Source organism: Streptomyces sp. NPDC047079, assembly GCF_040643755.1.
Lineage (GTDB): Bacteria > Actinomycetota > Actinomycetes > Streptomycetales > Streptomycetaceae > Streptomyces.
Map to the genome: position 1 here is coordinate 108,620 of NZ_JBEYUZ010000015.1, position 23,896 is coordinate 132,515.

Below are 23,896 nucleotides of genomic sequence, written 5' to 3' on the forward strand. Positions count from 1 at the left end.
GCGGCGTACTGGTGATGTCCCTGTCGGCGTGCGGCGGTTGGGAGACGGGCGGCCACGGAGTGAAGGGCGGCGGCCCGGGAAGCAGTGCCGGCAGAGCGTCCGCCCCCACGGCGGAGCCGGGGCGCAGCGGGCAAGCCGCGCCGTCGGCGGATCCGGGGTCTGCGGGGCAAGCCGCGCCGTCAGTGGAGCCGGGAGCTCCCGGGGGAGCCGCGCCGTCGTCGGACGCGGGAACCGCCGGGCGTACGCCGCAGGACCCGTCGGATCCGAGCCCCCCGACGAAGTCCACTCCCATGGCCGAACCGTGGCGCGTCCCGGGCGTCGGCAACCGGCTGCACCAGCTCATCCCCGAGACGTCGCGCCAGGTTCTGGCGGTCTACGGGGACGGCGAGGACTCGCCGGACTCCACCATCGTGCTCTATGAGAAGGACGAAGACGACGCCTGGAAGAAGGCGGGGCGGTGGCGGGGACACAACGGCAGGGAGGGCTGGACGGTGGATCACCATGAAGGCGATCTGCGCACCCCCGTGGGCGTCTTCACACTCAGCGACGCCGGTGGGGTCCTCGACGACCCGGGCACCCTGCTTCCGTACGACCAGGGCAAGTCCTATGAAGTGCCGAAGGCCTGGGGCGAGGCGCACCGGCACGACTTCGACTACGTCATCGCCGTCGACTACAACCGGGTCAGGGGCACTCCGCCGAACGACCCGACCCGGCCCAACGGTGATGAAAAGGGTGGCGGCATCTGGCTGCACCTGGACCACGGTGACGGTACGTCGGCGTGTGTCACCTTGCCCGAGGCCGGTATGGAGTACCTGCTGCGGACGCTCGACCCGGATCAGTATCCCGTGGTGGTGATGGGGAACAGGGAGGTCCTGAAGGCCTAGGTGGGCTGTTCGGCAGAAGGCGGCAAGCGGGTGTCGGTGACGACGGTGCGGTGATCGCTCCAACGGCCGTCACGCCGCCCTGGCTGGGCAGATGCCGTCTGGTGGGGCCGGGTGTGAGCTCCGGTTTCTCGTCACTGGCCCACCCTTCCGTCGATGCGCTCGCGCAACAGGTCGGCGTGCCCGCAGTGACGGGCATACTCTTCGATCCTGTGCACCATCAGCTCCCGAACTGAGATCCTGTCCTTCCCCACACGCTCGCCCAGGTCGGGGTGCTCGGCCAGTGCGGCGTCGGTCGCGGCCTGCTCACGCTCCAGATCGAAGTACGCAGCGTCGACCACGGCCTGCTCGCCGACAGCTCCGTCGAAGTCCGCGCCACCCTCGCCGTACAGCTTCGGCAGCGGGTCACCGTCGCTGATCCAGCCGCGCCAGTCCCGTTCCACCTCGGCGAGGTGCCGAACCAGGCCGAGCAGCGACATCGTCGACGGCGGAACCGACCGACGGGCCAGTTGCGCCGCGTCCAGGCCCTCGCACTTCATCCGCAGGGTCATGCGGTAGTTCGTCAGAAAGTCCTGCAGCGTCGCAAGCTCGCCGTCCGGACTGGGACCTTTGCTGTTGCGGGGGTCGTCGTCCGGATCGGCCCACATGTCGGGGTAGACGGTCGCCTGGCTCCATCGCGCGGGTTGGCCACTCATGCGTTGCATGTTCGCCTGTAACGGCCCGAGTTCGCCACCGAGTTCTCGCTTCTAGGTGACGCCATGGCGGCAGCAGGACGAGGTGCCGGTCTCCGCGACGAGGCCGTCCAGCAGGCCAGTCCGGTACTGGTGGTCCGGAGTACTCATTGCGGGCCGCGTCGACTCCCCGTAGAGACACTGGATATGAGAAGTCGGATAATCATGTCCATGCTCACCGCACTGGCGCTGGCGGTGAGTCTCCTCCTCGGAGCGGGCCCCGTCTCGGCCGCCACTCCCTCGGCCGCTGTGGTCCCGCCCTCCGAGTTCGGCACCGACTGGCACGACCCGCTGACCGCGGCCCCGCCGGTCTCGCGGCCGGACTCCCGGTCCTGCGAGGTCACCCTCGCCGAGGCGCAGTTCCGTGACTTCACTCCGTACCGGGGCGCGTACACCCCGCCGAGCGCGTGCGGCGACCGCTGGAGCAAGGTCGTGCTGCGCCTCGACGGCAAGGTCGGAGGACGGCAGTTCGACCGCCTCGGCTATCTGCACGTCGGCGGGGTCGAGATCTTTCGCACGTCCACGCCGGAGCCGTCACCGGACGGCGTCCAGTGGTCCGTCGAGAAGGACGTCACCCGTTACAGCGAGACGTTCCGGCAGAACCGTGACGTGGAGATGCTCATCGGGAACGTCGTCGACGACACCTACACAGGAGTCATCGACGTCAAGGTGACGCTGACGTTCTACACGGGCGGCTCCGCCCGCACCCCCGACCGTGTCCTCACCCTCAAGGACGGCACGCTGACCACGCCCCCCAACAGCGAACGCCTCGTCGCCGAGGTCTACGCCACCGGCTCGGGCGGTGGCTGCGAGGAGTACTGGTACCTCACCGTGCCCGATTCGGCGCCGTACTCCTGCAAGGCGGCGGGCGGCCACTACCGGGAGGTGCAGATCACGGTCGACGGCCGGCTCGCCGGTATCGCGGCGCCGTTCCCGACCGTGTGGACCGGAGGCTGGTCCAACCCCTTCCTCTGGTACGTGATCCCGGGGCCGCGTGCCTTCGACATCAAGCCGATCACCTATGACCTCACGCCTTTCGCCGGGATACTCGACGACGGCCGACCGCACCGAATCGAGGTCTCTGTCGCGGGCGTGCCCGCCGGGCAGACCGGCTGGAGCACGCCCGTGAACGTCCTGGTCTGGCAGGACGCGAAGAGCGCCCGCGTCACGGGGAAGCTCACCGCGCACCAGGCGGGCGAGCCCGCCGGCTCACCGGTCTACACCCCGGGCACGGAGCACCGGCTGGATACAGAGGGCGGTCACCGGCTCACGGTCGCGGGATACGTCGACACCTCGCACGGCCGGGTGACCACCACGGTCAGCCGGACGGTGGCGAACACCTCCGTGCACCGCTGGACCGACGGGGAGAACCGGGACAGTCTCGACGCCATCTGGACGGACGACCAGGCGGTCACCGTCGACGGACCCGGCCCGGCCCGTGTGACGCGCACCGACCGTGCGTACACGATGGAGGGCACCACGACCCTTGGTGCGAACGGCCGGCTGCGTACCGTCCTGACGCTCGGGGACCGGGCCGCGGTCGTCGAGACCCGGGACGGCCGGCGCGGCGCGTGGTCCCGGCTCGACGACACCTACACCGGTGATGCCACCTACACGGCCGATGTGCCGCGTGACCAGCGGCACGCGGTCGGCACGACGAGCGAGCGCTACCGGCTGTACGGCTCGCAGGGCTGCTACGACCGCCGGCTGACGACGGTTCAGGGCATGCTCACCGAGGACCGCGACGGCTGCTGAGGGAGTCCGGTGCTCCCGCTTTCGGCGGTACGGAGCGGGGGCACCGCCCGTGGCATGCGCCGCCGGAGCTTCAGGCGTCTGCGTGGACGGTCAGCAGCGATGCTCCCCTCCGGGGGCGAAGGGAGCCTCGCCGCCGTCGATCAGCGTGTTGAGCAGACCTCCGAGCACCTTGCGCTGATCGCCCGTCAGGGGAGCCAGGATCTCCTCGGCCGCGGATCTGCGCGCGCCTCGCAGTGCGCGCAGCGCCTCTCTGCCCTTGTCCGTGACCTCGATCCGGATCACCCGCCGGTTGCTGGGGTCGGGCACCCGGCGCACCCTGCCGCTCGCCTCCAGGCCGTCGACCAGTGTGGTCACCGCCCGCGGTACCACTTCCAGACGCTCGGCCAGGTCCGCCATGCGCGGCGGCGAGCCGAAGTGGGCGAGCGTGCGCAGCAGCCGGGACTGGGCCGGAGTGATACCCAGATCGGACCGCTCCAGATGGCGTTTCTGGATGCGGTGGACGCGGCGGGTGAGCCGCAGCAGTTGCTCGGCGAGCAGGCCGTCAGGGTCGGCGAGGGTCATACGGGAACAATATCAGGGCGCCGTTCATTGTGAGTATAGGTAACAATGAGCTAGGATCCGTGAACGAGCGTTCCTGATCACCGCCACCAGCCCGCAGCGTCGTCGCATCCCCGAGCGCTGCCCGACCTCCGTAGGAGCCCATGCATCCCGATCAACCCGCCTGGACGCCGTCCTTCGGCAACTCGTCCGAACAGCCGCGGCAGGTGCGCCGCATCCTCAGACTCTTCAAGCCGTACACCGGTCGGCTCGCCGTGGTGGGCCTGCTGGTCGGCGCCTCGTCGCTGGTCTCGGTCGCCACACCGTTCCTGCTCAAGGAGACCCTGGACGTCGCGATTCCGCAGGGCCGGACCGGACTGCTGAGCCTGCTCGCCCTCGGCATGATCCTGAGCGCCGTCGTCACCAGCGTCTTCGGCGTGCTGCAGACCCTCATCTCCACCACGGTCGGCCAGCGCGTCATGCACGACCTGCGCACCGCCGTCTACGGCCGGCTTCAGCGCATGTCGCTCGCCTTCTTCACTCGCACCCGCACGGGCGAGGTCCAGTCCCGCATCGCCAACGACATCGGCGGCATGCAGGCGACCGTCACCTCCACCGCGACCTCCCTGGTCTCCAATCTCACCAGCGTGGTCGCGACCATCGTCGCGATGGTGGCCCTCGACTGGCGGCTCACCGTCGTCTCACTGCTTCTGCTGCCGCTGTTCGTCTGGATCAGCCGACGCGTCGGCAACGAACGCAAGAAGATCGCCACCCAGCGCCAGAAGCAGATGGCCGCCATGGCCGCCACCGTCACCGAGTCGCTCTCCGTCAGCGGTATCCTGCTCGGCCGCACCATGGGCCGCGCCGACTCGCTCACCAAGTCCTTCGCCGGCGAGTCCGAGAGCCTGGTCGACCTCGAGGTGAAGTCGAACATGGCGGGCCGCTGGCGCATGGCCGTGATCACCATCGTCATGGCCGCCATGCCGGCCGTCATCTACTGGACCGCAGGCATGGCACTCCAGCTCGGCGGTCCCTCCATCTCGATCGGCACGCTGGTCGCGTTCGTCTCGCTCCAGCAGGGCCTGTTCCGCCCGACCGTCAGCCTGCTGTCCACCGGCGTGCAGATCCAGACCTCGCTCGCGCTCTTCCAGCGCATCTTCGAGTACCTCGACCTGCCCATCGACATCACCGAGCCCGACGAGCCGGTCGGTCTCGACCGGATCAAGGGTGAGATCCGCTTCGAGGACGTCGAGTTCCACTACGACGACAAGAGCGGCCCGATCCTCAAGGACATCGACATCACCGTCCCGGCGGGCACCAGCCTCGCCGTCGTCGGCCCCACCGGTTCCGGGAAGTCCACGCTCAGCTATCTGGTGCCGCGGCTGTACGACGTGACGGGCGGGAGGGTCACCCTCGACGGAGTCGACGTCCGGGACCTGGACTTCGACACGCTCGCCCGCGCGGTCGGCGTCGTCTCCCAGGAGACGTACCTCTTCCACGCCTCGGTCGCCGACAACCTGCGCTTCGCGAAGCCGGACGCGACCGACCAGGAGCTGTACGCGGCGGCGAAGGCGGCCCAGATCCACGACCACATCGCGGCACTGCCCGACGGGTACGACACGATCGTCGGTGAGCGCGGACACCGCTTCTCGGGCGGCGAGAAGCAGCGGCTCGCCATCGCCCGCACCATTCTGCGCGATCCGCCGGTCCTCATTCTCGACGAGGCAACCAGCGCGCTCGACACCCGTACCGAGCACGCGGTCCAGGAAGCCATCGACGCCCTCTCGGCCAACCGGACGACGCTCACCATCGCTCACCGGCTGTCCACCATCCGGGGGGCCGACCAGATCGTGGTCCTCGACTCCGGGCGCACGGTCGAACGGGGCACGCACGAGGAGCTGTTGGAACTCGACGGCCGGTATGCGGACCTCCTCCGGCGGGACGCCCGACTGGAGCCGACAAGATGACGATATGCCAGGTTTTTGACGGTTGGCGGGTTACTGTGCGCCCATGCAGACGACCTCTCCGCCACGCAAGCAGACCGGACTGACGCGTCGGAGCCGGGCCGCCCTCGTCGCGGCCGGTTTCGCCGTGGCGGCCACCGCCGTGACGGTGCCGCTGGTGACGCCGCTCAGCGACGGAAAGGCCCCGCACGTCGGCCTCGTGATCCCGGAGGGCTGGCGCGCGGGCCAGGTATACGCAGCTGTGGACAAGGCCCTGCGGCTGCCGCCGGGTTCGACGCGGAAGTCCCTGTCCAAGGCTCACCTCAAGCTGCCGCGAGACGCCCGGGGCAACCCCGAGGGGTACCTCTTCCCGGCCTCGTATCCCCTCCCCGAGCGGGCGACCCCGCAGTCCGTGCTGCGGCACATGGTCGAGACCGCGAACAAGAGGTTCGGCGGCGGCACGATCACCGCCGGCGCCCAGCGCCACGCCCTGACCGGCTACCAGGCCGTCACCATCGCCAGCATCGTGCAGGCCGAGGCGGCGACCAAGGCCGACATGGCCAAGGTGGCCCGGGTGGTCTTCAACCGCCTGGAGCGGGGCATGCCGTTGCAGATGGACTCCACCCTCAACTACGCGCTGAAACGCTCCACGCTGAAGACCACCGTGAGAGACACGAAGATCAACAGCCCCTACAACTCGTACCGGAGCATGGGCCTGCCGCCGACGCCGATCTCCAATCCCGGTGAGGACGCGATGCGCGCGACCCTCAATCCGGCACCGGGCAACTGGCTGTACTTCGTCACGGTCAAGCCGGGCGACACGCGGTTCACGGCGAGCTACGAGGAGCAGCAGCGGAACGTCGCCGAATTCAACCGGCTGCGCGCCGCGCGGCAGAGGCCTCGCGGACCGTACGACGCCGGAGCGGGCGGCGGAAGCGGCCAGCGGTGACGACCGCCGCCTCCGCTCCCTCAGGCCACGACGGCCGCCTCTCCTGCCAGCAGTCGCCTGATGTCACGCACGGCCGCGCGTCCGGCCCGGTTGGCACCGATCGTGCTGGCCGACGGCCCGTATCCGACCAGGTGGATCCGCGGGTCGGAGACCGCGCGCGTGCCCTCGACCCGGATCCCGCCGCCCGGCTCGCGCAGCCGCAGCGGGGCGAGATGGTCGATCGCCGCCCGGAAGCCGGTCGCCCACAGGATCACATCGGCGTCCACATGGCGCCCGCCGTTCCACTCCACGCCGTCCGGCACGATCCGGTCGAACACAGGCTGCCGGTCCAGGATCCCGTCTGCGATCGCCTGCCGGACCGCGTCGTTGAGCGGCAGCCCGGTCACCGACACCACACTCCGCGGCGGCAGGCCCTGCCGCACCCGCTCCTCCACGAGCGCGACCGCCGCCCGCCCCACCTCCTCGGTGAACGGCCCCTCCCGGAACACCGGGGGACGCCGGGTCACCCAGGTGGTCGCGGCGGCACGGGGGGCGATCTCCATCAGATGCTGGGTACCGGACGCGCCCCCACCGACGACGACCACCCGCTGTCCCGAGAACTCCTGCGGACCGGGGTACTGGGCCGTGTGCAACTGCCGGCCCCGGAAGGTCTCCTGGCCGGGGTAGCGCGGCCAGAAGGGCCGGTCCCAGGTACCCGTCGCGTTGATCAGCGCCCGCGGCGCCCAGGTCCCGGCAGACGTCTCGACAAGCAGCCGCCCGCCCGTGCCCTCGCCCACGGCCCAGACGTCGACCGGCCGCCGTACGCGCAGGTCGAAGGTGTGCTCATAGCGGTCGAAGTACTCGCTGACGACCTCGGACGACGGCCGTCCCGGATCCGCGTCCGTCAGCTCCATGCCGGGCAGCGCGTGCATCCCGTGGACCTTGCCGAACGTCAGTGAGGGCCAGCGGAACTGCCAGGCGCCGCCCGGACCGGGAGCGTGGTCGAGCACGACGAAGTCGCGGTCCGGCTCGAAACCGGCACGCCGCAGGTGATAGGCGCTGGACAGTCCGGCCTGACCAGCGCCTATGACGACCACCTCGACTTCGTGCACTTCGCTGTTGTTCACGGTTGCACCAACCGCGCCGGGGCCGGGCATCTTCCCGGGCGCTCAGCGCGCGCCCGCCACGAACAGCGGCGTGCCTCCCGACCAGGCCGAGCCGCCTGACAGGGCGACGCGGCCCGTGCCGGCCGTCCCCCGGGTGTCCGTGAAGTCGGCGAACTCCACCCTGCGCGGGATGAGCTTCAGTACCGTCCTTACCGTGGGCCGTGCGCCGTCAACGCTGTCTCGTGGAATGGCACCGGGTACCACCGGACGGACGATCGGCCGGGTGTGGACCCGGTGACACGGGTCAGGATGAAGACATGTCCGATGTCTTCAGCACCCGCGTCCTCAACGTCACCTCCGGTTCCGGGGAGGCGGTCGTCGATCTCACCCGGGACTGCGAGGCCTTCCTGCGCGAGGCGGCGGCAGGCCGCGACGGCCTTCTGAACGTCTTCGTACCGCACGCCACCGCCGGAGTGGCGATCATCGAGACCGGCTCCGGCAGCGACGACGACCTCCTCGCCGCGCTGCATACGCTGCTCCCGGCCGACGACCGCTGGCAGCACCGCCACGGCAGCCCCGGCCACGGTCGCGACCATGTCGTCCCGGCCTTCGTCCCGCCCCACGCGACCCTGCCGGTCGTCGGCGGCCGCCTCGAACTCGGGACCTGGCAGTCGGTGTGTCTGGTGGACACAAACAGGGACAATCCCAACCGTCAGGTGCGGCTGAGCTTCCTGGGCTGATGCCCGATGAGGAGAAGGTAGCGTCGGTTTCCGCCCCACCGAGTGCCCCTGGGGTGAGGAGGAGCGCCACCGCGTCAGCCGATGGGCTCGGGCATCGGCACCACGTCATAAGCGAGGCGGATGACGTCGCCCGTGGCCGGATCGCCCAGCTCCACGCGCCAGCCGTCCGCGAACTGGTTCACCCCGTCGGCCATGGGGATCGTCCCCGAGACGAGTACGGTGCCGGGCGTCAGGCAGCCGCGCGAGCGCAGTACGTCCGCCCAGTAGCCCGGAGTGAGGAGTTCGGCCAGGGTGCCGTGCTGGATCTCGGTCTCCGTCCCGTCGTGGGTGACCCAGGCGCACAGGGTGAGTTCGTCGATGCGTGACTCCACATCGGTCAGGCGCCAGGCGCGCCGGGCGAGCACGTCCGGTCCCGCGTTCTTGCTCCAGGCCACGCCGTGCGCTTCGAGGGCGCGGTCGGTGTGGTCGCAGGCCGCGGTGAGCAGCAGCTCCCCGTCCGCCGCGACGACCAGGGCCCACTCGGCCTCGCCGGAGGTGCGCGGGTGCTGGGCGGCGACACGGTCCGTCTGCTGGGCGAGGTAGGGCGAGACGGGGTACAGCGCCGGAGTCACGGTCGGGGCGGGCACACCGAGCTCGGCGAGTTCCGCGACATGGGCGGCGACGTCGTCCTGGCTGCGCCCGGCGTACCCGGCGTTGAGCAGGTGCACCACCTCGACATCGTGGGTGGTTCCGTCGGGCAGTTCGAAGGTCAGCACGGCCATGGGCACTCCCAGAGGTACGGGTTTCGGACAGTCGACTTCCGGCGCAGGGGTTGCGCATACGACCTGTATACAAGAAGTATGCCGGAAGGGCGATGGCTGACCTCCTCCCCGACGCAAGGAAACGTCCTCCCCGACGCAAGGAAGGGAACCATGCAAGGCACCCAGCACGGCGAGAGCGAGCCGCCCGCCGACCGCTCCGGCATCCGCCGCGCGTTCTTCGCGAGCCTCACCGGCACCGCTCTCGAGTGGTACGACTTCGCCGTCTACTCCGCCGCCGCGGCACTGGTCTTCGGTGACCTCTTCTTCCCCTCCAAGGACCCCCTCACCGGAACCCTCCTGGCGTTCTCGACCTACGCGGTCGGCTATGTCTCCCGCCCGCTCGGCGGCTTTCTCTTCGGCCGGCTCGGCGACGTGATCGGCCGCAAGAAGGTGCTCATCGCCACGCTGGTCCTCATCGGGGCCGCCACCGTCCTTATCGGTGTGCTCCCCGCATACGCCACCGCCGGTGTCGCCGCCCCCGCCGCCCTGGTCGTGCTTCGCTTCGCGCAGGGCGTCGGTGTCGGCGGCGAGTGGGGCGGCGCCGTCCTGTTGTCCAGCGAGTTCGGCGATCCGCGCCGCCGCGGCTTCTACGCCTCCGCCGCCCAGGTCGGCCCGCCCGCGGGCAACCTCCTGGCCAATGGTGTCCTGGCCGCCCTCGGCGCGCTGCTGACGGAGGACCAGTTCCTGGCCTGGGGCTGGCGGGTGGCCTTCCTGCTGTCCGGAGTGCTGGTCGCCTTCGGCCTGTGGATCAGGGCGAAACTGGAGGAGACCCCGGTCTTCAAGGCGATGGAGGCCGAGCAGAGCCGCCCCGAGGCGCCGATTCGCGAGGTGCTCACCACCCAGCGCCGGGCCCTGGCCGCCGCGATCCTCAGCAGGGTCGCCCCCGACGTCCTGTACGCGATGTTCACCGTCTTCGTCCTCACCTACGCCACCGACCGGCTCGGCATGTCACGCGGCTCTGCCCTGACGGCCGTACTCGTCGGCTCCTCACTCCAGGTCTTCCTGATCCCGCTGGCCGGAGCCCTGTCCGACCGGGTCAACCGACGTCTGCTGTACGGCTGTTCCGCCGTCGCCGCGGGCGTGTGGCCGTTCGTCTTCTTCCTGACGGCCGACGGCGGCTGGCTCCCGCTGGCGCTCGGCGTCGTGGTCGGACTGGCCATCCACTCCTTCATGTACGGGCCCCAGGCGGCCTTCGTGGCAGAGCAGTTCTCGCCTCGGCTGCGCTACACGGGTTCGTCGCTGGCCTACACCCTCGCCGGACTCATCGGCGGCGCGGTGGCCCCGCTGCTGTTCACGTCCCTGCTGGGCTCCTACGACAGTTGGGTGCCCCTCGCGCTGTACATCGCCGCCACCGCGGTGGTGACTCTCGTGGGCCTGTGCCTGGGCAGGGATGCCGCGCACGCCGAGCGCGAGGAGACATGGCAGGCGGCTGCCCCGGAGGCCGAGCCCGCCACCCCCTTCCAGTGACGCCGGCACCGCGCGCCCCTCACCGAAAGGCAACCCACCGTGCGTATCGCCCTGAGCCAGCTCGTCTCCGGCCCGGACCCCGCGAAGAATCTCGAACTCATCGAGGAAGGGGCGCGTAGCGCCGTACAGGCCGGCGCCCGCGTCGTCGTCTTCCCTGAGGCGTCGATGGCCTGCTTCGGCACGCCTCTGGCGCCGCTGGCCGAACCACTGGACGGCGCGTGGGCCGACGCGGTGCGCGCCATCGCCAAGGCCGCGGACACCGTGATCGTGGCGGGCATGTTCACCCCCGCTTCCGGCGGCCGGGTGGCCAACACCCTTCTGGCCACCGGACCCGGCGTCGAGGAGTCGTACGACAAGATCCACCTCTACGACGCCTTCGGTTACGCCGAATCCGACGCCGTGGCCGCCGGATCGAGGGTCGTCACGATCGACGTGGAGGGCATCCGGTTCGGCCTGGCCACCTGCTACGACGTGCGCTTTCCGGAGCTGTTCCGGGCCCATGCCGACGCGGGCGCGTTGGCCACGCTACTCGCGGCGTCCTGGGGTGCCGGGCCGGGCAAGCTCGATCAGTGGGAGCTGCTGGTGCGCGCCCGCGCCCTGGACGCCACGCTGTGGGTCGCGGCCGTCGGCCAGGCGGACCCGGCGACCCGGGGAACCGTGGCCACGGGTGCGGCACCCACCGGTATCGGCCACAGCAGGCTCGTCGGCCCCGACGGGACCGTACGGCACGCCCTCGGCGCGGAGCCCGCACTCCTGGTCGCCGACGTGGACCCGGCTGAGGTACCGGCGGTCCGCAAGAAGACGTCGGTCCTGGCCAACCGCCGCCCGGAGGTGTGGCGATGAGCGAAGCCGTGCGGGACTGCAAGTCGAGCGAGCCGGAGCGGGAGCTTCTTGCCGAAGGGCCGGAGGTGGAGTTCCTGCTGCCCGCCGGACCTTGGACCGCCGGTCTCGGCACCTCCCCCCGCCGCTGAACCGGCAGGCGCCGCGTCAGCCCGCGAGCAGCACCTTGAGTGTCGACTGCAGGTGGTTGTCGATCGCGGCGCACGCGGCCTCCGCGTCGCCGGCGGCCAGCGCGTCCAAGATCGCTTGGTGTTCGTCGACCACCGCCTCCTGGCGGCCCTGCTGATTGAAGAGCGCCACCACGCCGGCCCGGACCTGGCGGCTGCGTAGCCCGTCGTAGTGCCGGTCGAGCAGGGCGTTGCCCACGGCTGACACGAGCGTGGCGTGGAAGAGGTGGTCGACGTCGATGAACTCCTTGGCCTGCTCCGGGCTGCCGAGTAGCCGCTGTCGCTCCAGCAGCTCGTCCAGCTCGCGGACCGGAGCCCGGTCCGCGCCGACGACCTGCTGCGCCGCATACCGCTCGACGATTCCCCGCAGCTCCATGAGCTCCCTGATCTCCCGCCCCGACAGCGGGGCGACCCGTGCCCCGCGCTTGGGCACCAGCTCCACCAGGTCCTCGGCCGCGAGCAGCAACAGCGCCTCCCGGATCGGGGTGCGGGAGACACCGATCCGGTCGGCGATGTCCTGCTCGGACAGGAACTCGCCCTGCATGGCCGGGTCCGTCAGCACCGTCTCCTTGAGGTACGCGTACGCCTTCTCCCGACCGGACGCCACCACTACCCCCAGAGAATCGCATACACCTTGTATACGGAAGCTACCACGAGGGCCCGCCCACAGCAGGCCCGCCGGGCGGCTGGTTCCTCGGCGGCCGGTTTCCCGGCGGCCGGTTCTAAGAGCCGCCGCGGCGGGACCGTCCGAACATGGGTCTTCCTGTTCGTGCCGGTCCTGCGCGGGCTGGTAGTCGCCATGGGGGAGCGCTGTTGCCCGCAGGGTGGACGGCGGAGGCGGGGACGGCGGTGGCGCTGAGGTGCGAGGAGCACCCTGTGCGCCGTCCCGTGCGCTTTCTGGTGCCGGGGCACTAGAGCCAGTCGGTGTAGCGGGTGGGGGCGAGGTGGGCGTCCTTGTCGGTGAGGACGTCGCCCTTGACGACGGCGAACATGCCGGCGGTGGGGTCGGTGGCGACGGTGCGGTTGTCGCCCTTGTGGGACAGGGTGATCCGGCCCAGCTCGTCCAGGGCGAAGATCTCGGGACCGGCGATGTTGCGGACGCCGTTCAGCGGGGTGCCCGCGGCGACCTCCGCCACCGCGGCGGCCACGTCCTTTGCGGCGATCGGCTGGATGGGCGTGGCGGGCAACCGGACGGTGTCGCCGTCAGCGGTCCAGGACAGGACGGCGTCCATGAACTCCATGAACTGCGTCGCCCGGACGATCGAGTAGGGGATCGGCCCGGCCGCGAGGAGCTTCTCCTGGAGCACCTTGGCCTGGTAGTAGTCCAGCTCCGGCACCTGGTCCACGCCGACGATCGAGAGGATGACGAAGTGGCCGACGCCGCCCTTCCGGGCCGCGGCCAGAAGGTTGTCCATCGAGGTCTGGAAGAAGGCCAGGGAGGCTTCGTCGAAGGTCGGGGAGTTCGTCAGATTGACGACGACGTCGGCTCCCGCCACCGCCTCATCGAGTCCCTGGCCGCTGATGACGTCGACTCCGGTGGACTTCGAGTGCGGTACCGCCTCGTGACCGGTGGCGGTCAGAATCTTGACGACCTGCGACCCGATCAGCCCGGTACCACCGATGACTGCGATCTTCATGACACACCTTTCGTTGGTTTTGTATGCGCAACATGGCAGGTGAGCTGCTATGTGGGCGCGACAAGAGATGACACCTTGGGTCGACTGAGGCCGGGTCGTGTCAGCGGCCGTCGACGAACGTGACCGTCTCGTCGAGTGGAGCCCGGGCTACACGAGGGTCACTTGCCGTGACGTCTTCAAACCCGATCGACATGCCGCAGAACAGGATGAGCTCGTCCGGGGGTGACAGGACCTCCGCGACGGTCTTGTGAAACTTCGCCCAGGCCATCTGTGGGCAACTGTGCAGCCCTTCGGCGCGGAGCAGCAGCATGACGGTCTGCAGGTACATGCCGACGTCGGACCATTGAGGTCGGCCCATGCCGCGGTCGATGTAGCAGAACAGGGCGGCGGGGGCGCCGAAGCAGTTCCAGTTCGCAGCGGCGGCCCGCTGGCGCGCCTCCAGGTCTTCGCGCGGGATGCCGAGGGCGCCGTAGCGCTGCTCGCCGAAGGCGGATCGGCGCGCGCGGTACGGGGACTTCAGTGCGGGCGGGTACTGCTCGTACTCCGGCTCGTCCCAGGGATCACCCGAGGCCAGGCGCTCGCCGGCGCGCTTCTTGAGTTCGGCCAGCGGTGCGCCGGTCAGCACGTAGATGTGCCACGGCTGGATGTTCGATCCGGACGGCGCCCAGGCCGCAGCGGACAGTACCCGTTCCAGCGTCCGCCTCGGGACGGGCCTGTCGGTGAACGCGCGCACCGCCCGTCGGCTCGTGACGGCCTCGTAGACGTCCATGATCGCGCGCCTCCATCTGCTCAGTGGCCCTATCTTCGTTACACTCGACATGGTATCACTCAATACCGTCTCGAGTGAAACTATCTGTTGTCGCGTGTCAATCCCCAGCCCTCGGTTCCCTGCCTCGGGCCCTGCACCTTGGAGAAAGTCCATGACCACGCTGCTGCACATCGACTCGTCCGTGTTCCCCGGCGGGACGTCCTCGTCCCGTTCGGTCACAGCCGCCTTCCGCAAGACCTGGGAGGAACAGCACCCCGAGGGCACGGTGATCTACCGCGACCTCGCCGCCGACCCCGTCCCGCACATCACCGCCGACGCATGGTCCGCCGGCTATGCCACCCCGTCCGAGCGCACCCCGGAGCAGTCCGCCGCGTTCGCCGCGCGCGTGACGCTCATCGAGGAGCTGGAGCAGGCGGACGCCGTCCTGATCGGCGCCCCCATGTACAACTTCACGATCCCCTCGACCCTCAAGGCGTGGCTGGACAGCGTGCTTCTGCTCGGCCGCACCGCGGGCGAGACCCCCTCCGCCCAGGGCACCCCGGTTGTTGTCGTCGCCAGCCGCGGCGGCTCCTACGCGCCGGGTACCCCGCGCGCGGGCTACGAGTTCGTACAGAACTACCTTGAGGTCGTCCTCAAGGGGACCCTCGGCCTGGATCTCGACTTCATCGTCCCGGAACTCACCATGGCCCCCCGCAATGCGGCCATGACGGAACTGGTCCCTCTCTACGAGGCTTCCCGCAAGCGCGCCTTCGAGGACGCGACCACCAAGGCCAAGGAACTCGCGGAGCGCCTCGCCGCTTAACCCCGGGCCCGTGGACGCCGTGTGACGCCCCACCCAGGAGGTCACACGGCGTCCTCGGCGCGTGCGCCCTCGCAGACGGTCCCGTGCCGGCCTGCACCCGGGGGCAGGTGGCCCGGCCTTGATGGCGGCCGGTGTCCGGCCTTTCGGCAGGCGCGCATCGGGACGACGATGACGCTCGGCGAGGGCGAAAGGCAACAACCGGCCACGGCGCGGCACCCGCGCGGACGACTCGGCCCCGTCGGCAACGAAGCCCTGACCAGCCGCCCGCCGTCGGGTCGGCGCGCAGCGACGATGGCCACAGCCCTCAAGGCCGGGTTCGCCGCGGAAGCCGCATGAGACCAAGGGCGCCGACGCGGCCGACAACCGCTGCGCGGGCGCGCTTACGCCTCGTCGTCTGCCGGATGGGCAAGCCGGGTCAGTAGATCCGTCAGCTTCTCGGGCTCGCCGGGCCCCAGTTCGGCAACCAGACGCTCAGCGAGCGGCTCCGCCGCCATATGGACTGCATCGAAGAGCTCCAGCCCCTGAGGGGTGATCTCCACTGCCCGCACTCGCCGGTCCCCCGGAACCGCCTTGCGTACGGCTAGACCCTTCCGCTCCAGGTCGTCCACGACCCGCATGATTCCCGCCTTGTCCGACCCCGTCGCAGCCGCCAGGTCGCGCTGCACCGTGGGCCCGTGATTGACCAGCTCGATCAGCACCGCGAAATGCCGCAACTCGATGCCGAGCGGCCGAAGCGCCTCCCCCATCACCGCGGCCGCGCGCCAGTGCGCCCGGCGCAGCAGCAGGCCGAGAGCGAAAGGCGACGTATCCCCGGGGCGGTCGGTCGCATGCGAGGCGGTGGTTCGGTGAGGAACGTCAGCGGCCATGAAGCCAGACTACTTCATTCGATACGGTATCGCTTGAAACTAAATGGCTACGCCCGCTGCGCCCCCGTTGGTATCGGAGTGCAGGCGTCGGCATCGACCCAGCGGTCCTCTCAGGTCGGCTTGCGCCACACGGAGACGTGCTTGGCGGAGTCCTGGGTGAACGGCGCCCCGTCCCAGTCGGCGACACGCCGTTCCAGCTCGAGCCCCGCGATCCGTGCCATGAGGTCGAGTTCCGCCGGCCATGCGTAACGGTGCCGGGAGTTGTCGCGGCGGTAGCGGCCGTCTTCGCCGTCGCGGGTGAGGTGGTGCGAGACGAGGATCTGCTCGACCAGGTCGAAGGTGTCGAAGCCGAGATGCCGCTCGGAGACGTCGAACGGCACCGCGACCTGCCCGGGCGGCAGAAGCCGCAGCGGCGGCACGCCCAACTCGATGACGAATCGTCCGCCAGGCGCCAGGTGACGTGCGGCGTTGCGGAAGCACTCGACCTGCTCGTCCTGCGTCAGCAGGTTCGAGATCGTGTTGTAGACGAGATAGATCAGGGTGAACTCGCCGGGGACGACAGTGGTGGCCATGTCTCCGATGGCGACCGGGAGCGTGTCCTCGTCGACCTTGTGCCGCAGGACCGCTGCCATGTGCGGGGACAGTTCGATGCCCACCACGGGTACGCCGCGTTCCCGGAGCGGGACTCCCACTCGTCCGGTTCCGATGGCGAACTCCAGCGCCCGGCCGTCTCCGGCGAGCTCGGTGAGGAAGTCGAGAGTCGGTCCCAGAACAGCGGCCGAGGAACTCTCGTTCTCCTCGGCGTCGTAGCGGTCGGCGGTCGCACGGGTCCACAGCTCACTACTCGTCACGGAGGGCCACTTTGCAGGGCGCGGCGAGGCGCTGTCCACGTATTTACCCTCCAGCGGCCCCGACCACCGCGGTCCGGGGGCCGGTGGGCGAGTGGGCGGGTGCCAGTCACATCGCGCCCGGCGGATTTCCGCCCGGCGTGACGCCCACCGAGCGGCGCATGCTTCGGCGTACCTCAGGCAGTGGGCGCGGCGGCGCTCACCGCCCCGGTGCTCCCGCGCGCAGGCCGTCCATGACGAGGTTCAGGAGGCGGTTGGCCCGCGGCTGCCACTCGCCGCTGGGGTCGATCTGCCAGAGGCCGCCGATGGCCAGGAAGAAGTCGTCCGCGGTGACGCCCGGGCGGATGGTGCCCGCCTCCTCGTTGGCACGGAGCAGGAGCTCGGCCGCGGCGGTGACCCGGGCGTTTCCCGGCTTCGCCGGGGTGCCCGCGACGCTGGTGGCCTGGCGGATCGCGTCGGCCAGCCCGGCCTTGGCCATGGCGAACTCGGCGAGCCGGTCCATCCACTCGCGCAGGGCCTGGTCGGGTTCCCGGCCGTCCAGCAACTGGGCCGCGCTGTCGACGACCTGTTGCATCTCGTAGCGGTAGACCTCCAGGACGAGCGCCTCGCGATTGGGGAAGTTGCGGTAGAAAGTGCCTTGCCCGACGCCCGCCTTCTTGGCTATCACGCTCAGCGGGACATCCGCGCAGCGCGTCAGCTCGGCCAGCGCCACTCCGAGGATGCGCTCGCGATTGCGTTGTGCGTCCGAGCGCTGAGGCGCGTCCTTCTTGTGCTGCACTCGTCCTCCTCTCCGGCTTCCGGCCGAACCCGGTCTTGCTAAGCGGACAGCTGTCCGTTAAGTTTCACCATGGACGCGGACAGCTGTCCGGTTGGCTCCACCATAGCGACGGACACGGCCGGCGCCAGCGGCCGAGGGCCGTCGTCGCCGGTTTTCCTGCCGTGCCTCGCGCACGATCCCGAAGTGCCCCACCCGTACCAGCGCTCTCCCCGTCTCCTGAATCGTGTGCCTGCCGGGCCGCCCCGCAGATACGCGTTCCGGCTACCGGATGCGAAAGAAGGCTGATCATGGCCCCAGCCCCCTCGTCGACGCACAGCGCCATCACCTTGAACATCAACGGCGAGAAGCACACGCTGACCGTCGACCACCGCACCACCCTGCTCGACGCACTGCGCGAGCGTCTCGATCTGACCGGTACCAAGAAGGGCTGTGACCAGGGACAGTGCGGTGCGTGCACGGTTCTGCTGGACGGGCGCCGTGCTGTTTCCTGTCTGCACCTCGCGGTGGCCGCCGAGGGTCGCGAGATCACCACCATCGAAGGGATCGCCGAGGGCGAGCGGCTGCATCCGGTCCAGCAGGCGTTCCTCGACTTCGACGGCTACCAGTGCGGCTACTGCACACCCGGGCAGATCTGCTCGGCCATCGCGGTGATCGAGGAACACGCGGCGGGCTGGCCCAGCGCCGTCACCGACGACGTACGGCCCGAAGCGGGCCCACCGCCGCTGACGGCCGACGAGATCCGGGAACGGATGAGCGGCAACCTGTGCCGGTGCGGCGCATATGTGTCGATCGTCCAGGCCGTCGCCCGGGCGGCCACCGTCCAGGCAGAGACCGGCGAGGCCACGGAGGCGGTCGCATGAGGGAGTTCGGCTATCAGAGGGTGTCCGACGTCGCGGGAGCGGTCGCGCTGCTGGGCGCCGATCCGGACGCGCGCTTCCTCGCCGGCGGCACCAACCTCGTCGACCTGATGAAGACCGGGGTCGAGCGGCCCGCTCGCCTCGTCGACGTGCGTGAACTTCCCCTGGACCGGGTCGAGTCGACGCCGGACGGCGGCCTGCGGATCGGCGCGACCGTCACCAACAGCGACCTCGCGGCCCATCCCGAAGTCCGCCGCCGCTACCCGGCACTCGCGCAGGCGGTGCTGGCCGGCGCCTCCGGGCAACTGCGCAACATGGCCACGGTCGGCGGCAACCTCCTCCAGCGCACCCGCTGCGGCTACTTCACCGACGCGACCGGCCCCTGCAACAAGCGCCTTCCCGGCAGCGGTTGCCCCGCCCTGGAGGGTGTGCACCACAACCACGCCATCCTGGGCGCCTCCGACCACTGCGTGGCCGTCCACCCCTCGGACATGGGCGTGGCACTGACGGCCTTCGACGCCGTCGTCTCGTACGAGACCATGGACGGGCGGGGCGAGTTGCCGCTCACCGAGTTCTATCTGCCCGTGGGCGACACCCCGCACCGGGAGACCGCCCTGCCGGCGGGCGCGCTGATCACCGGCGTCACGCTGCCGCCCGCCCAGGTAGCCGCCCATTCGCGGTACCGCAAGGTGCGCGAGCGCGCCTCGTACGCGTTCGCGATCGGCTCGATCGCCGCCGCGCTGGACGTCCGTGACGGCGTCGTGCGTGAGGCACGCCTGGCCTTCGGGGCGGTGGCCTCCCGGCCGTGGCGGGCCCGGGCGGCCGAGCGGGTACTGACCGGGGCACCGGCCGACGCCGAGAGGTTCGCCGCCGCCGCGGACGCCGAACTGGCGGCGGCGAGGCCGCTGCCCCACAACGGGTACAAGGTGACGCTGATGCGCAATCTCGTGGTGGCCGTGCTGACCGAACTCGCCGAGGAGGCCACCCGATGACCACCGCCACGACCGGCACCACGACAGCGCGGAGCTCCGTCGGCACCGCGCACACCCGGGTGGAGGGCAGGGACAAGGTCACCGGAGCCGCCCGCTACGCGGGGGAGATCCCCTTCGCCGAACTCGCCCACGGCTGGCTGGTGCTGTCCACCGTCACCCGTGGCCGCGTCCGCGCCGTCGAGGCCGCCCCCGTCCTCGAGATGCCGGGCGTCCTCACCGTCCTGCACCACGAGAACGCCCCACGCGTCGACAGCGACTACGTCAGCCTGCTCGGAGTCAAGCCGGACCCGAGCGCGGCCCTCTTCCAGCACGACCGGGTGCCGCACCGGGGCTGGCCGGTCGCGCTGGTCGTCGCCGAGACCTCCGAGCAGGCCAGGGAGGCCGCCGAAGCGCTCGTGGTGCACTACGAGCAGGAGCCCCACGACGTCGCCTTCTCCGCCGCGCGCCCGGACGCCTACCCGGTGGACGGCCATATGCCGGCAGTGACGGAGAAGGGTGATCTGGAGTCCGCGCTCTCGGCGTCCACCGTCGTCGTGGACGCCGAGTACACCACCCCCGAGGAGCACCACAACCCGATGGAGCCCCACGCGGCGACGGCCCACTGGGATGGCGGCCGGCTCGAAGTCGTCGACTCCAACCAGGGCACCACTTGGGTCGCGGGGGACCTCGCGAAACTGTTCTCGCTCGACCCGGCCTCGGTGCGGGTGCGGTCCGAGCACGTCGGCGGAGGCTTCGGCAGCAAGGGCGTCCGGGCCCACCAAGTGGCCGCCGTGATGGCCGCGACCGTCCTGCAGCGCCCGGTACGGGTCGTCATGACTCGACATCAGATGTTCTCCCTGGCCGGCTATCGCAGCCCCACGACCCAGCGGGTCAGGCTCGGCGCCGACGCGGACGGACGGCTGCGCGCGCTGGACCACAGCTGCCTGAACCTCACCTCGACCGTGCACGAATTCGTCGAGCCGGCCGCCGGACCGGCCCGGGTGATGTACGACGCCGACGCCCACCACACGGCCAATCGGGTCGTACGGCTCGACGTGCCGACCCCGACCTGGATGCGGGCGCCGGGCGAGGCACCGGGGTCGTTCGCGCTGGAGGCGGCGCTCGACGAACTCTCCGAGAAGTGCGGCATCGACCCGATCGAGCTGCGCGCACGCAACGAGCCCGAGCGTGCCCCCGTGTCCGGACTGCCGTTCAGCAGCCGCAATCTGCTCGCCTGCTTCCGGGAGGGCGCCCGCCGGTTCGGCTGGGCGGACCGGGATCCGCGCCCCGGGCTGCGGCGCGACGGACGCTGGCTGCTCGGCACCGGCACCGCGGCCGCCTCCTTCCCGTCGGGGGCCGGACCGTCCACGGCGGCCCTCACGGCGGAGCCGGACGGTACCTTCACCGTGCGCATCGCCGCCTCGGACATCGGGACGGGCGCACGGACCGCGCTCACCCTGGTCGCCGCCGACGCCCTCGACGTGACGCCGGACCGCGTCCGGGTGCGCATCGGAGACAGCGACTTCGGACCCGCGATGATCGCCGGCGGCTCGATGGGCACCCGCTCATGGGCCTGGGCCGTCACGATCGCCGCCGGTGAACTTCGGGAACGGCTCGCCCTCGGCGCCGGCATCCCACCGGAGGGGATCACGGTACGGTCGGACACCGCCGAGGCCATCAGGGCCCTCGCCACCAAGGAACGGCACTCCTTCGGGGCGCAGTTCGCCGAGGTCGCGGTGGACATGACCACCGGCGAGGTACGGGTCCGGCGCATGCTCGGCATCTTCGCGGCGGGCCGCGTGGTCAACCCGCTCACCGCCCGCAGCCAGTTCGTCGGGGGCATGACCTGGGGCATCTCCATGGCCCTGCACGAGGAGGCGGTCCGGGACCCGGCCTCGGGCGGCCATGTGGGCGCCGACCTCGCGGGCTACCACGTCGCCACACACGCGGACGTGCCGCTCATCGAGGCGGACTGGATCGACGATCCGGACCCGGACGACCCGGTCGGGATCAAGGGCATCGGCGAGATCGGCATCGTGGGCGCCGCGGCGGCGATCGCCAACGCGGTCTGGCACGCGGCCGGGGTCCGCCACCGGAGCCTGCCCATCCGGCCCGACCGCGTCCTGTCGGCCGGTACCGGAGCGACGCGTGCTTGACATCGCCGAGGAGCTGAACCGCTGGGCCGGGCAGGGCCGGTCCTTCGCCGTGGCCACCGTGGTGGCCGTCGGTGGGAGCGCGCCGCGCGACCCCGGCGCCGCCCTCGCCGTCGACAGCGAGGGAACGGCCATCGGCTCCGTCTCCGGCGGCTGTGTCGAGGCAGCGGTGTACGAGCTGTGCCGGCAGGCGCTGAGCGACGGCGAGACCGTACTCCAGCGGTTCGGCTACAGCGACGAGGACGCCTTCGCCGTCGGACTGACCTGCGGCGGCGTCATCGACATCCTGGTCACCCCCGTCGATGAGCGATCGCCTGCCAGGGCGGTGTTCCGCTCGGCGCTGTCGGCGGTCGTGGCGGACGACCCGGTGGCCCTCGCACGGATCGCCCGGGGCCCGGCCGAACTCGTCGGCAGAGCCCTGCTGGTCAGGTCCGACGGATCCCGCGAAGGCGGTTTCGGGGGCCACCCGGAACTGGACCGGACGGCGGCGGCCGAGGCCCAGGCCCTGCTCGAGGCCGGCCGCACCGGCTCGGTCGACCTCTCGGAGGACGGATCGCACTGCCCCGGCGGTCTCACGCTGTTCGTCGAGTCGAGGGCGCCGCGACCCCGCATGATCGTCTTCGGCGCGATCGACTTCGCCGCGGCGCTCGTGCGGGTGGGCAAGTTCCTCGGCTACCACGTGACCGTGTGCGACGCCCGACCCGTCTTCGCCACGCGGGCCCGCTTCCCTGAGGCCGACGACATCGTGGTGGACTGGCCGCACCGCTATCTCCAGCGCACCGCGACCGACGGACGTACCGTGCTGTGCGTGCTCACCCACGACGCCAAGTTCGACGTACCGCTACTGAAGGCGGCCCTGAGGATGCCGATCGCATACGTCGGCGCCTTGGGCTCGCGCCGCACCCACGAGGACCGGACCAGGCGGCTGCGTGAAGCGGGCGTGAGCGGGCGGGAGTTGGCCCGGCTGAGGTCGCCCATCGGTCTTGATCTCGGCGCCCGTACGCCCGAGGAGACCGCCCTGTCCATAGCGTCGGAGATCGTGGCGGCACGGCGGGGAGGCACCGGTAACCCGCTGACCGGCTCGGGGACGCCCATCCACCGCGACGGGAGCCGGCGCGGGAGCGTCGCGGCAAGTGCCCCCTTCACAGGATCGCGATCGGGTTGACGGGGGATCCGGTGGCCGCCGGCACCCTGAGCGGGGCGACGACGCACAGGAAGGACCAGCGGCCCAGTTCGGCGCAGAGCGGCGTGAGGTCCTCGAACTGCAGGTAGTCCAGCAGATGGATGCCCATGGCGTGGATCGCGAGGACATGGACCGGGAAGGCGACCTGGGGAATCGTGGCGGGCGCGGCGTCGCTGTTGCTGTCGCAGCCCAGAACGGCGACGTCCCGCTCGGCGAGGAACTCCATCGCGGTGGGGTGGAGACCTGCCCGCGCCTGTGCGGTGTCCCAGGGCCCCAAGGCCCTGCGGCGCCTGCGGTGGCCCACGCGTACGAACAGCAGCTCGCCCGGACCCACCCGGACGTCCTGGGCGGATTCGGCGGCCACGAGGTCCTCGGTGGTCACCTGGGTGCCGGGTTCCAGCCACGGCACACCGTGCAGCGAGGGGATGTCCAGCAGGACTCCGCGTCCGACGATGCCGTCGCTTGCCAGGTCGACGGAGAGCGCGGTGGCCCCGGACGGTGTGAGGGTGCTCGGGGGAGTGCCGCCGTACAGGGTTCCTTCCCAGATGACGTGGCACAGTGCGTCGAGGTGGCTGTCGACGTTGCTGTGCACGTTCATCGTCAGTCGGTCCCTGGCGAAGTGCAGCCCGTCGGCGGGTGATTCGGGTGGGGCCGGGGCGGTCAGCCAGTGCCGGGCCGGTTCGGGGCAGTCCGGCTCCTGGCGCGTTTCCACCGGCGCGGCCATGGACACCGTGCGCCCGGTGCGGACTTCGCCCGCCGCCTGTCGTATGAGGTCCCCAGTGATGCGATCCAGAGCCCCTCTGGGGCCGGGATCGGCACCGGCCGAGGCGTGCAGGCGCCGGTACAGCGCCTGGAAGTCCTCCAGGCCGAAGGCGAGAGGATCGCTCATACCGGGGTGATGCGCCATGGGAATGCTTCCTCGTCTTCCGGCGGTGCGGAGACCAGAGAGGCGGTCTGCAGATCACCCACCAGCCCGGGATCGGCGATCGGCGGATAGCGATCCATGTTCCCAATGTGACCCATGAGATGTCGGTACGCGCGGCGAGTGGAGACGGTCGCGGCCGAGGTGGGCCACCGTCCCACTGCCGTTCCGAAGGCCACCGCCCCACCGCCCCACCGCCCTTCGCACGGGCCGCC

24 protein-coding genes are annotated in these 23,896 nt (G+C 70.7%); 13 read left to right on the plus strand and 11 right to left on the minus strand.

Translation table 11 applies throughout. From position 1 onward, the window contains the following. The first annotated feature begins 182 nt into the window (after positions 1 to 182). Entirely contained in the window at positions 183 to 884 is a 702-nt protein-coding gene (locus tag ABZ823_RS20605) for a L,D-transpeptidase family protein (protein ID WP_361662219.1), read from the plus strand. A 131-nt stretch (positions 885 to 1,015) separates the two neighbouring features. Here the strand turns inward: ABZ823_RS20605 and ABZ823_RS20610 are convergent, their stop codons facing one another. After that, positions 1,016 to 1,585 (minus strand): DinB family protein, encoded by a 570-nt coding sequence (locus tag ABZ823_RS20610; protein ID WP_361662039.1) that lies wholly within the window; start codon positions 1,583 to 1,585, stop codon positions 1,016 to 1,018. Positions 1,586 to 1,759: 174 nt separating this feature from the next. On the opposite strand from ABZ823_RS20610, the gene ABZ823_RS20615 reads away from it, so the two are divergent. After that, on the plus strand, positions 1,760 to 3,367 hold the full coding sequence (locus tag ABZ823_RS20615) for a peptide-N4-asparagine amidase (RefSeq protein ID WP_361662042.1): 1,608 nt from the start codon (positions 1,760 to 1,762) through the stop codon (positions 3,365 to 3,367). A 90-nt stretch (positions 3,368 to 3,457) separates the two neighbouring features. On the opposite strand, the gene ABZ823_RS20620 is transcribed toward ABZ823_RS20615, so the two are convergent. Beyond that, complete coding sequence (locus ABZ823_RS20620) at positions 3,458 to 3,928, minus strand: MarR family transcriptional regulator (RefSeq protein WP_361662045.1); 471 nt, start codon at positions 3,926 to 3,928, stop codon at positions 3,458 to 3,460. 140 nt (positions 3,929 to 4,068) lie between these two features. On the opposite strand from ABZ823_RS20620, the gene ABZ823_RS20625 reads away from it, so the two are divergent. Together ABZ823_RS20625 and mltG are read left to right on the plus strand one after the other, a co-directional pair. Next, positions 4,069 to 5,871, plus strand: coding sequence for an ABC transporter ATP-binding protein (locus ABZ823_RS20625; protein ID WP_361662048.1), 1,803 nt, complete (start codon positions 4,069 to 4,071; stop codon positions 5,869 to 5,871). A 43-nt stretch (positions 5,872 to 5,914) separates the two neighbouring features. Next, positions 5,915 to 6,796: an endolytic transglycosylase MltG gene (mltG, locus tag ABZ823_RS20630; protein ID WP_361662050.1), complete on the plus strand. Its 882-nt coding sequence runs from the start codon at positions 5,915 to 5,917 to the stop codon at positions 6,794 to 6,796. 20 nt (positions 6,797 to 6,816) lie between these two features. Here mltG and ABZ823_RS20635 read toward each other — a convergent pair whose 3' ends face one another. After that, positions 6,817 to 7,902: an NAD(P)-binding domain-containing protein gene (locus ABZ823_RS20635; RefSeq protein ID WP_361662053.1), complete on the minus strand. Its 1,086-nt coding sequence runs from the start codon at positions 7,900 to 7,902 to the stop codon at positions 6,817 to 6,819. Between the two features lie 296 nt (positions 7,903 to 8,198). On the opposite strand from ABZ823_RS20635, the gene ABZ823_RS20640 reads away from it, so the two are divergent. Further along, complete coding sequence (locus tag ABZ823_RS20640; protein WP_361662056.1) at positions 8,199 to 8,621, plus strand: secondary thiamine-phosphate synthase enzyme YjbQ; 423 nt, start codon at positions 8,199 to 8,201, stop codon at positions 8,619 to 8,621. A gap of 74 nt (positions 8,622 to 8,695) precedes the next feature. Here the strand turns inward: ABZ823_RS20640 and ABZ823_RS20645 are convergent, their stop codons facing one another. Beyond that, entirely contained in the window at positions 8,696 to 9,382 is a 687-nt protein-coding gene (locus ABZ823_RS20645) for a DUF2848 domain-containing protein (protein ID WP_361662059.1), read from the minus strand. Positions 9,383 to 9,532: 150 nt separating this feature from the next. On the opposite strand from ABZ823_RS20645, the gene ABZ823_RS20650 reads away from it, so the two are divergent. Genes ABZ823_RS20650 through ABZ823_RS20660 form a run of 3 tightly spaced genes read left to right on the plus strand, consistent with a single transcriptional unit; the run spans position 9,533 to position 11,859 of the window. Next, on the plus strand, positions 9,533 to 10,888 hold the full coding sequence (locus tag ABZ823_RS20650; RefSeq protein WP_361662062.1) for an MFS transporter: 1,356 nt from the start codon (positions 9,533 to 9,535) through the stop codon (positions 10,886 to 10,888). Positions 10,889 to 10,927: 39 nt separating this feature from the next. Next, on the plus strand, positions 10,928 to 11,731 hold the full coding sequence (locus ABZ823_RS20655; protein WP_361662065.1) for a carbon-nitrogen hydrolase family protein: 804 nt from the start codon (positions 10,928 to 10,930) through the stop codon (positions 11,729 to 11,731). Beyond that, positions 11,728 to 11,859: a hypothetical protein gene (locus tag ABZ823_RS20660; protein WP_361662068.1), complete on the plus strand. Its 132-nt coding sequence runs from the start codon at positions 11,728 to 11,730 to the stop codon at positions 11,857 to 11,859. The genes ABZ823_RS20655 and ABZ823_RS20660 overlap by 4 nt, the downstream gene beginning before the upstream one ends. Before the next feature lie 16 nt (positions 11,860 to 11,875). Here the strand turns inward: ABZ823_RS20660 and ABZ823_RS20665 are convergent, their stop codons facing one another. The 3 genes from ABZ823_RS20665 to ABZ823_RS20675 all read right to left on the minus strand — a co-directional run bounded on the left by ABZ823_RS20665 (position 11,876) and on the right by ABZ823_RS20675 (position 14,301). Continuing rightward, positions 11,876 to 12,502 carry a GntR family transcriptional regulator gene (locus ABZ823_RS20665; RefSeq protein ID WP_361662222.1) on the minus strand — a complete coding sequence of 209 codons (627 nt, stop codon included), beginning with the start codon at positions 12,500 to 12,502 and terminating at the stop codon, positions 11,876 to 11,878. 304 nt (positions 12,503 to 12,806) lie between these two features. Next, on the minus strand, positions 12,807 to 13,532 hold the full coding sequence (locus tag ABZ823_RS20670; RefSeq protein WP_361662071.1) for an NAD(P)H-binding protein: 726 nt from the start codon (positions 13,530 to 13,532) through the stop codon (positions 12,807 to 12,809). A gap of 100 nt (positions 13,533 to 13,632) precedes the next feature. Continuing rightward, entirely contained in the window at positions 13,633 to 14,301 is a 669-nt protein-coding gene (locus tag ABZ823_RS20675) for a nitroreductase (RefSeq protein WP_361662074.1), read from the minus strand. Positions 14,302 to 14,452: 151 nt separating this feature from the next. Here ABZ823_RS20675 and ABZ823_RS20680 point away from each other — a divergent pair, with 151 nt between their 5' ends. After that, entirely contained in the window at positions 14,453 to 15,103 is a 651-nt protein-coding gene (locus ABZ823_RS20680) for an NAD(P)H-dependent oxidoreductase (RefSeq protein ID WP_361662077.1), read from the plus strand. Positions 15,104 to 15,483: 380 nt separating this feature from the next. Here the strand turns inward: ABZ823_RS20680 and ABZ823_RS20685 are convergent, their stop codons facing one another. From ABZ823_RS20685 to ABZ823_RS20695, 3 genes are all read right to left on the minus strand, one after another. Continuing rightward, on the minus strand, positions 15,484 to 15,969 hold the full coding sequence (locus tag ABZ823_RS20685) for a MarR family winged helix-turn-helix transcriptional regulator (protein ID WP_361662080.1): 486 nt from the start codon (positions 15,967 to 15,969) through the stop codon (positions 15,484 to 15,486). Between the two features lie 110 nt (positions 15,970 to 16,079). Then, complete coding sequence (locus ABZ823_RS20690) at positions 16,080 to 16,820, minus strand: class I SAM-dependent methyltransferase (protein ID WP_361662083.1); 741 nt, start codon at positions 16,818 to 16,820, stop codon at positions 16,080 to 16,082. A 196-nt stretch (positions 16,821 to 17,016) separates the two neighbouring features. Continuing rightward, the gene (locus tag ABZ823_RS20695) at positions 17,017 to 17,595 is read right to left on the minus strand and encodes a TetR/AcrR family transcriptional regulator (RefSeq protein ID WP_361662086.1); all 579 of its coding nucleotides are present in this window, start codon (positions 17,593 to 17,595) and stop codon (positions 17,017 to 17,019) included. A 287-nt stretch (positions 17,596 to 17,882) separates the two neighbouring features. Between ABZ823_RS20695 and ABZ823_RS20700 the strand changes: the two genes are divergently transcribed. The 4 genes from ABZ823_RS20700 to ABZ823_RS20715 are packed head-to-tail and all read left to right on the plus strand — an operon-like array spanning position 17,883 to position 22,741. Next, on the plus strand, positions 17,883 to 18,455 hold the full coding sequence (locus ABZ823_RS20700; RefSeq protein ID WP_361662089.1) for a 2Fe-2S iron-sulfur cluster-binding protein: 573 nt from the start codon (positions 17,883 to 17,885) through the stop codon (positions 18,453 to 18,455). Next, positions 18,452 to 19,444: a xanthine dehydrogenase family protein subunit M gene (locus tag ABZ823_RS20705; RefSeq protein ID WP_361662092.1), complete on the plus strand. Its 993-nt coding sequence runs from the start codon at positions 18,452 to 18,454 to the stop codon at positions 19,442 to 19,444. Before ABZ823_RS20700 ends, ABZ823_RS20705 begins: the two co-directional genes overlap by 4 nt. Then, entirely contained in the window at positions 19,441 to 21,579 is a 2,139-nt protein-coding gene (locus ABZ823_RS20710) for a xanthine dehydrogenase family protein molybdopterin-binding subunit (protein WP_361662095.1), read from the plus strand. Before ABZ823_RS20705 ends, ABZ823_RS20710 begins: the two co-directional genes overlap by 4 nt. After that, positions 21,572 to 22,741: an XdhC/CoxI family protein gene (locus tag ABZ823_RS20715; RefSeq protein WP_361662098.1), complete on the plus strand. Its 1,170-nt coding sequence runs from the start codon at positions 21,572 to 21,574 to the stop codon at positions 22,739 to 22,741. Before ABZ823_RS20710 ends, ABZ823_RS20715 begins: the two co-directional genes overlap by 8 nt. On the opposite strand, the gene ABZ823_RS20720 is transcribed toward ABZ823_RS20715, so the two are convergent. Then, positions 22,719 to 23,648 (minus strand): cyclase family protein, encoded by a 930-nt coding sequence (locus ABZ823_RS20720; RefSeq protein WP_361662101.1) that lies wholly within the window; start codon positions 23,646 to 23,648, stop codon positions 22,719 to 22,721. The two genes, ABZ823_RS20715 and ABZ823_RS20720, sit on opposite strands and share 23 nt — an antisense overlap. Positions 23,649 to 23,896: the final 248 nt, after the last annotated feature.

Coding starts and splice junctions, on each gene's coding strand:
- ABZ823_RS20700 (WP_361662089.1), top strand. CDS start 17,883: ATGGCCCCAGCCCCCTCGTCGACGCACAGCGCCATCACCTTGAACATC.
- ABZ823_RS20705 (WP_361662092.1), top strand. CDS start 18,452: ATGAGGGAGTTCGGCTATCAGAGGGTGTCCGACGTCGCGGGAGCGGTC.
- ABZ823_RS20650 (WP_361662062.1), top strand. CDS start 9,533: ATGCAAGGCACCCAGCACGGCGAGAGCGAGCCGCCCGCCGACCGCTCC.
- ABZ823_RS20640 (WP_361662056.1), top strand. CDS start 8,199: ATGTCCGATGTCTTCAGCACCCGCGTCCTCAACGTCACCTCCGGTTCC.
- ABZ823_RS20615 (WP_361662042.1), top strand. CDS start 1,760: ATGAGAAGTCGGATAATCATGTCCATGCTCACCGCACTGGCGCTGGCG.
- ABZ823_RS20660 (WP_361662068.1), top strand. CDS start 11,728: ATGAGCGAAGCCGTGCGGGACTGCAAGTCGAGCGAGCCGGAGCGGGAG.
- ABZ823_RS20625 (WP_361662048.1), top strand. CDS start 4,069: ATGCATCCCGATCAACCCGCCTGGACGCCGTCCTTCGGCAACTCGTCC.
- ABZ823_RS20685 (WP_361662080.1), bottom strand. CDS start 15,969: ATGGCCGCTGACGTTCCTCACCGAACCACCGCCTCGCATGCGACCGAC.
- mltG (WP_361662050.1), top strand. CDS start 5,915: ATGCAGACGACCTCTCCGCCACGCAAGCAGACCGGACTGACGCGTCGG.
- ABZ823_RS20645 (WP_361662059.1), bottom strand. CDS start 9,382: ATGGCCGTGCTGACCTTCGAACTGCCCGACGGAACCACCCACGATGTC.
- ABZ823_RS20675 (WP_361662074.1), bottom strand. CDS start 14,301: ATGGACGTCTACGAGGCCGTCACGAGCCGACGGGCGGTGCGCGCGTTC.
- ABZ823_RS20680 (WP_361662077.1), top strand. CDS start 14,453: ATGACCACGCTGCTGCACATCGACTCGTCCGTGTTCCCCGGCGGGACG.
- ABZ823_RS20620 (WP_361662045.1), bottom strand. CDS start 3,928: ATGACCCTCGCCGACCCTGACGGCCTGCTCGCCGAGCAACTGCTGCGG.
- ABZ823_RS20670 (WP_361662071.1), bottom strand. CDS start 13,532: ATGAAGATCGCAGTCATCGGTGGTACCGGGCTGATCGGGTCGCAGGTC.
- ABZ823_RS20610 (WP_361662039.1), bottom strand. CDS start 1,585: ATGCAACGCATGAGTGGCCAACCCGCGCGATGGAGCCAGGCGACCGTC.
- ABZ823_RS20710 (WP_361662095.1), top strand. CDS start 19,441: ATGACCACCGCCACGACCGGCACCACGACAGCGCGGAGCTCCGTCGGC.
- ABZ823_RS20720 (WP_361662101.1), bottom strand. CDS start 23,648: ATGAGCGATCCTCTCGCCTTCGGCCTGGAGGACTTCCAGGCGCTGTAC.